This window comes from Bartonella sp. OD88NMGDW (genome assembly GCF_042193775.1).
GTDB lineage: Bacteria > Pseudomonadota > Alphaproteobacteria > Rhizobiales > Rhizobiaceae > Bartonella > Bartonella grahamii.
Genome location: NZ_JBHIMA010000021.1, coordinates 1 through 6,985 on the forward strand (window position 1 = coordinate 1; position 6,985 = coordinate 6,985).

The following is a 6,985-nucleotide window of genomic DNA, read 5'->3' on the forward strand; positions in this document are numbered from 1 at the left end:
AGGGCGCCAAAAACACTGCAACTAAAGCCACAAAAACAGCCTCCAATATGGGGTGGTGGGGCTTTTTAGGCAGTCTGGTAGGCGCCATTATTTCCAGTGTTTTTGGCTATTATGGTTATAGAAGCCGTAAGGACACTTTCATGCTTTAAAACGTCTACCTCTAAAGCAAATACATAAAAAGCTGCACGCATAGTGCAGCTTTTTTTGCAAAATTTCCTTGATTTTTCATGCTTTTCAACACAACCAAATTTTTCGACATCCACGTAAAGCTTTTATAATCACGAGAAACAAGCTTAAAAATAAAAGATTTTTTTCAACAATTCTATTTACTTATGTTTTTTCTTTAAAAAATTTCTTAGATGAAATGTTGACTCCATCGATTATATATATGCGTTACAGCGCAATAAATATGCAACTATTGCTCTATTTTTGCCATTTAAGCAAAACGAATTTCGCAGAAAAATATTCCTACACAATCAACAACTTTTCTTAATATGGAAAGCATATCAATCTTACATCTCATGTAAGAGGGAGCATTATGCGGTTAACATTTCATCCACACATAATATGAGAGAATAAGGTGAAATTCCTCTGGTACAAAGGAAATACCAGCCTACCAAATTATCTATTCTCAACAACGCGACACGCTCACCGCCTCAATACCAGTACTTTAGTTTGAGTATACGAACACAATTTACATTTTAGATTAAATGTATCAAATAAATAGTGAACACAAAATCTATGAATAAACAACGATTTAACTTTACACGCTTCAAACAAAGAACCAAATTCTATAATCATGCGTTATTATTTTTTTTTGTAAATATTTTTATACAGAGATCAAAAATCTTACTATTGCTTTCAATACAAGAAACCTACATAAACAATTTCATCTTGATAAACACAACATGCTATATAAGCTCGATTCTATTGATGCTTATGAACACAAGTCTATAAAGCAGATTGAAGTTGCCTCTATTGAAGTAAAAGATGGGCAAGAAAAACTGTATCTTATTGTGGAAAGCAGAAGTATTTTCGAAAACATGTTGCACGATCTGGAAAAAGCGAAAATCCATTGCGGTCGTGAACATTTCAAAGCTTTAGGAGAAAATACCCAATATATTGTTTCTGATAATTATGAAACTTTTATCGATCAAGCACTTCAAAAAGATACCATAACAACTTGAAAAAATGTTTGAGCAATGGAAACAGCCCTCCCCTGTTGTTTATAAAATGCAACTTTTTCCTGCTCTATAATTTACAAGCTCTTCCTTATAACCGATTTTAATTTTTATTAAACGATTAAGAGATCGTCGAACATTTTCCAGAAAAGGCTGCACATTTAAGAAAAGAAAATTGTAAACTATTGAGAATACATTTGCCCCCAAACAATCATTTAATTATAAAAAATGACACATAAACACACATTGAATTTTTCAGTCAATAATTTGATTTATAAAGCTTTTAAAGCATTTTCCATATTAAATAATAAATGTAAATGGAGCAGGCATGCACATCTCGTGTAGGTTCTGCTTTTGCTCTTATGCAGATTGAGTTGACGGCAAATAGACTCCTCGATAAACTCATTGACATCAGCTTAACTGATGGCTTCATTTTGGAGGAAGAAGGGTTGTACACAAGGGGACCATCAGCGCTTCCAATCACATTTATCCCAATATCAAAACCACAGCCATCACAAACACATGTTAATTTTTAAAAGTCTGTGAATGGGGCGGGGACAATATTTTAAAGAATATCAACAGGGGGCATAATAATGCAAAAGGTGGATTCCTATACCAAATCAGAAAGGTATGTAATATATACCGTAATTATTTCCAGCATACTCCCCTTGCTGGACGGAAGCATTGTTAATGTCATCCTTCCTGACCTTGCGCATTATCTTTCAGTAGAGGAAAATAATATACAATGGGTTGTAACATCCTATTTTCTGGCCACCGTGCCAGGATTGTTGATAGCAGCTTTTGTTCAGGGGAGAATAGGTATCAAAAGAACTTGGTTTCTTGCAAGCTTCATTTTTATGCTTGGATCACTGGGGGTAGGATTAAGCTATAATTTTCCAACCATTATATCTGCCCGTATCGTTCAAGGTTTCGGGACCGGTCTTTTGCTACCCCTTAGCCAAACCATTATTGCCTTACAATTTGGACAGACACGAGTGCGCCAAGCCATGGGCACCATAGCCGTACCAACAGTTTTCGCTCCTGCCTTTGGTCCGCTGGTAGGCGCCTCGCTTGCTCAGTATGTGTCTTGGCGTTTGTTATTTTTTATCAATATTCCGCTTATTTTATTGGCACTCACCATTGGAGCAAAACATTTAAAGAGCAACGAAACAACAAAAACAAAATTTAACTTATTTGCATTTTTAGCATTTTTCATATCGCTTATTTCGTTTTTCTATCTCACAGAAGCCAGAAATATAAAGAACAACACCTCCGTATATATCCTAGCACTTATAGCGATGATATCTCTCATATTGTTCATTGTTTCTAATCAGAAAGCAAAAAACAAATTAATCGTCTTTAGCGGATTTCAAAATGCGCGCTACACATTACTCATGATCATGGGGCTTGTTGCTTCATTTCTTTTTTATAGCTTCCTCGTTTATTTTCCTTTAGCCGTTGCCATGGAAAAAGCCCATGAAAATAGCCTTCTCATCATCGGCGCAGTCCTTGCTCTACAAGGGGTAGGTGCATGGATCGGAAGGAAATTTATTTACCAAAAATGGAAAGAAAAAACTCCCTTTTTCATGATAGGAATTGGTTTGGTGATATCAAGCTTTGGATTATTATGCTTCGGCTATAATATAAGCATGGATGGGCTTGGATTCTTGCTAAGAGGCATAGGGCTTGGCATCACCACCATTGTCTGCCTTTCCGCCCCTATCCAATATGTCAACAGCTTATACGTCAAAGATACAGCAGTTATCACACGCATATTACAGCAAATAGGCGGAGCCTTGGGGGGTGTATTCGCTGGATTTTTGATCCATTCGCTGACAGAAGAATATCTGTCCTTAAACCAAACATATCTCATATTCTTTATATTCTCTATCGCTGCATTTTTACTGTTTTGCCTTGCATTCTCCTTGTCGCATAAAGAAAAGGGCTCCGATTTATGATATGCTTTGTTTGAACGCCTTCTCAATAACATTTGCAACGACATATAATATCATAGAGCAGTTTACCACTTTTCGAGAAACCAACACACTGAAACCTTGACCACAGCCTTCATCATTTTTATGAAAGGACACTAAACCGACAAGCTCCTTAAGCTCTAAAATTTGGCCATCTCCAATAACATGCGGTGTTTATCAACATCATACTTGCTTTGTGCTCTTGGACACCTCTCAAAACCTCTTGAAATATGGGATTCTCTGTTGGTATCTTTGCAAATATCCACGAAATTAAGCACGCATTTCAATGCGGAATAGTCCCATAAACACGCTAACAGACACCCCTACAGCACCAGCATAGAATATGGCATCCCGCGCGCCCGCCCCCCCAAATGCTGATCATCTTCTGCCACGCATCGCGATGTAGAAAATAGCAACGTGCTGCAAACTTGGCGATGTTATTCATCTCATTTAAACCTCATTGAATTGCTATGCTTGCATAACCGCAACAGGTTCAAATGAAGATGAAGCGACAAAAACATCTGATAAAGCAGCATCTCTCTCCATTCCATTGTGAACTGTCAACAGAAATCTACCCCTCTTTAATAAAAAAGCCTTCTCTCATTGAGGGGAAAATTTTTAAAAATATTGAAAATCATGATGCACGATGACAGACAGCAAACCATCTCTAAAAAGGCTGTTTTTTACTTTTACAGTGTGCTCTGAGATTTCTCTAACATTTTCCTGCCTTTAGATTTTCCTTATAAAATTTACGGACAAAAGAAGCTTTTCAGAACTCTTTTACACATAACTTCATTGCTTCAAGCTCCCTTACAGGCACGATAAACGTGTATATTTCCATCACGACCAAATACGCGAGATTAACAGCGGATATCATGAAAACAGCCTTTTTATAGAAAACCGTAAGCTTTAACGGAATAAACGAAATTGGTAAACCAATCCCCTGCCCACTCATTACTCTCTACCGGTTATGCGAACAAAGAGCGCCATCTACTCTTTCTGACAAGCAAAAAACACACACAACATTTGGTAACATACCACTGTTGAAATTCTTGTCACAAAACCTTCCTTATTGTCATGTCAGAGATTATGCGCATTGCCTGCTTCTCATCTCCAATAAACAATCTGCCAATAAAGAATGTTATTGCAGTTACGATAATACAAAATTATACTTCTATTCTCATTCTATATTTTTCGAATTATCACACATTATCCACCCCCTTCACTGTTATAACAATGAAAAGAGAAAAAATTAAAACACAATATGGCATTTCTCTTTCACAAATCTTATATAAGCCACAAAATTGTTGCGCGACTTTCTATGCAAGGTCAAGCAATAAAATCATACTCTAAAAACCACTCCACACACCACTTTTTGATATTATAAAGCCATAAAATGCAATTATCGTCTCCGCAAAAAATATCTCAGAAAAACAAAATCCCTCCTGCAATCATTGGACTACTTCCTCCAATGTTTGCATACCATTATACGTGTAAGGAGTTAGATGACTTGTTTATTGCATCATTTGCTCCTTCTGAGATTCCAGAAGGTACAAAACGCGAAAAAGTTAAAGCATGGCTACGTGCAATCAATTCTCAATGCGAAGAACCACTTGAGTTCCTTGGTAACCTGCTTAGTTATTTTATGGAAAAAGAATATTATGATCCAGACTCAAGCGGATTAAATCCATCATTATATGAAAAAATTTTACAGTTACAAAAAGATAAACGTAAAATTTTAGAAACGTTAAAGAAAGATGGATTGGAATATCAGCGTGGACGATATATTATCAAGAAGGGACTGACCTTCACACACGAATTGCAAAAAGCTGGTCTCCTCTCGATGGAAGAGCTAAAAAAACTTATTGCAGAGAAAGAACTTTCAGCAGTAGAAATCGAAATAAATAGAGCATTAGAAAATATAGAAAAAGATCCAAGGGAGGCAGTTCTATTTGCAGCAAATCTGTTGGAAGCCTCTTGCAAAGCTTATCTCGACCACCATTCTATCCCATATGCAGAAAACGCCCGTAATAATCTGCCTGCTTTATGGGAAGAAGTCGTTAAGAAAGCTAAGATCCATCCCGAAGATATGAAGCAAGAAAACTTAAAAAATCAAGATCTAGATGCAAATGACTTAAAAATGATCACATCCGGTCTGTATCAAGTTGTGCATGGTACTATGAATTTAAGAAACAAGAAAGGTGCAGCGCACGGCCGCTCAAAAAAGGATTTTGAACTAATCAATCTCAAACCTCGCCATGCGCGTTTAACTTTTAATGCCGCCCATTCCCTCTCAATTTATATCTTAGAGCTCATGGATCAGCCATAATAAATAAAGAGCACTATTCTTACATGCCATAACCATTTTCTCTTTACAGGCTTTTTGCTACCAACATAATGCTTTACCCTCTACAAAACACTCTTTGCAAATAATCGGGGTATCGTTACGATCATAGGCATTTTAGGTTTTGTCTTTTAAGACAAAAGGCTAGCAAAGCCTCCACTCCACGCATGTTTGTCTTTTTTATCCCAAAACAACATCATTTTCATCAAAAGCCTATCATAACATTTTATATTTCGAGCTAAGAGCAAGAGCAAATTTTCTTAAATCATTTTCTGGAAGCTTTTTCACCTTCTCCAGATGCTTTTAATTCTATAAGAAAGCAGCCCCTAGGTATTGTTAGCAATTAAAAAATAGGCAAGATTGGACTACAGTAGCAGGCCCTTTATGTTGATTTTTCTTGAAGGTTTCTGCCCCTTTAAAAAGATTGTGTGCCATGACGAAGAGTTTGGCTTGCGTTTTTCATTGGAAGCAAGTTTTGTAGCTTTTTTATGATATTAAGATAGAGGTAAGTTGGAAGCGTTTTTTTCACCTTCTCGCCATTTTTTATGTATGAGTGGAGATGTTCCGTTTTTTCTCAAGCCAAATTGCAGATATAAGACAGTTTTTTTTCTGAAAGACGAGGATATCTGAAAGTTTTGGAGAGGACTTTGATTATTTTTGGTTCTGTTTGTAGGATTTTTTGGGTCTTCTGGAATAAGATCGTGAACGATTAGTTTCAGAAAAGGATTGGGAAGTTTGCATTTTAGAGAGGCAAAGCTCAGTTTTCAAATTTCAAACTCCAACAACATGTTTTTTAGCTTATTTTTAAGCATCTAGAATGAAGGTTTATTTTAATAAGTTCTCTCGTGAGGGACGAGATGATAGCAATAAGACTTTTCCTCATATAGCAACGCTGCTTGGCAAGGATGCAACTTGGATGTGATATAGACGGACAAATATAATATGAGTGATGGTGCATTGTAAGTTTTATAATACAAATCATCAGATCAAGAAAGAAGATATTGATAGTTTTTATAGTAGTCAGTGGGAAAAAAATCCTCACCTGTCATATTCTTATCGATAGCACTCGAAACAGAGTGGAGTGATAACGCTTCTCATATTTTTGCAGTCCAAGAAATCCAGATTCAAAGGATTAATCTGTTTGATTGAGAAAACAGTCAAATAGATTTGAGTCCTTTTGAAGAAAAAGGAGAAGCTACGCTTAAGAAAAAAAACCGAAAAAGCTTTTAGATCATCAACAAGAAGCGCTTAAAGCTTGTTCTGTGAGGGGTTCTAAAAGAAGCAGACTGTTGCGAATTGATTATGGCGTGTAGGACGAGAAAGACCTTACTAGTCTTAAAGATAGCAGAAACTCTTGCTGGGAAAGGCAAGCGTATTTTATTTTTTGTACTCTCTCTTTTTAATATCCCAAACGATAAGAGAATGACAGCAGATACAGAACCACCCTTACGTTTTTTTTCTGTCTGTTCCGATACACAAGTTAGCAA

The 6,985-nt window shown here is 36.4% G+C and carries 4 protein-coding genes and 2 pseudogenes; all 6 read left to right on the top strand.

Features of this window, described 5'->3' with window-relative positions:
- Window positions 1-149 (top strand): annotated as a pseudogene (locus tag ACFIJR_RS08465) (DUF3792 domain-containing protein); the annotation flags it as partial.
- Window positions 150-908: 759 nt separating this feature from the next.
- A complete protein-coding gene (locus ACFIJR_RS08470; protein WP_375627501.1) occupies window positions 909-1,187 on the top strand; it encodes a hypothetical protein in 279 nt (92 codons plus the stop codon).
- A 311-nt stretch (window positions 1,188-1,498) separates the two neighbouring features.
- Window positions 1,499-1,717 (top strand): hypothetical protein, encoded by a 219-nt coding sequence (locus tag ACFIJR_RS08475; RefSeq protein ID WP_375654003.1) that lies wholly within the window; start codon window positions 1,499-1,501, stop codon window positions 1,715-1,717.
- Between the two features lie 57 nt (window positions 1,718-1,774).
- On the top strand, window positions 1,775-3,139 hold the full coding sequence (locus ACFIJR_RS08480) for an MFS transporter (protein ID WP_375654004.1): 1,365 nt from the start codon (window positions 1,775-1,777) through the stop codon (window positions 3,137-3,139).
- 1,411 nt (window positions 3,140-4,550) lie between these two features.
- On the top strand, window positions 4,551-5,483 hold the full coding sequence (locus ACFIJR_RS08485) for an abortive infection family protein (protein WP_375654005.1): 933 nt from the start codon (window positions 4,551-4,553) through the stop codon (window positions 5,481-5,483).
- Window positions 5,484-6,450: 967 nt separating this feature from the next.
- Window positions 6,451-6,985: pseudogene (locus ACFIJR_RS08490) on the top strand (DEAD/DEAH box helicase family protein); the annotation flags it as partial.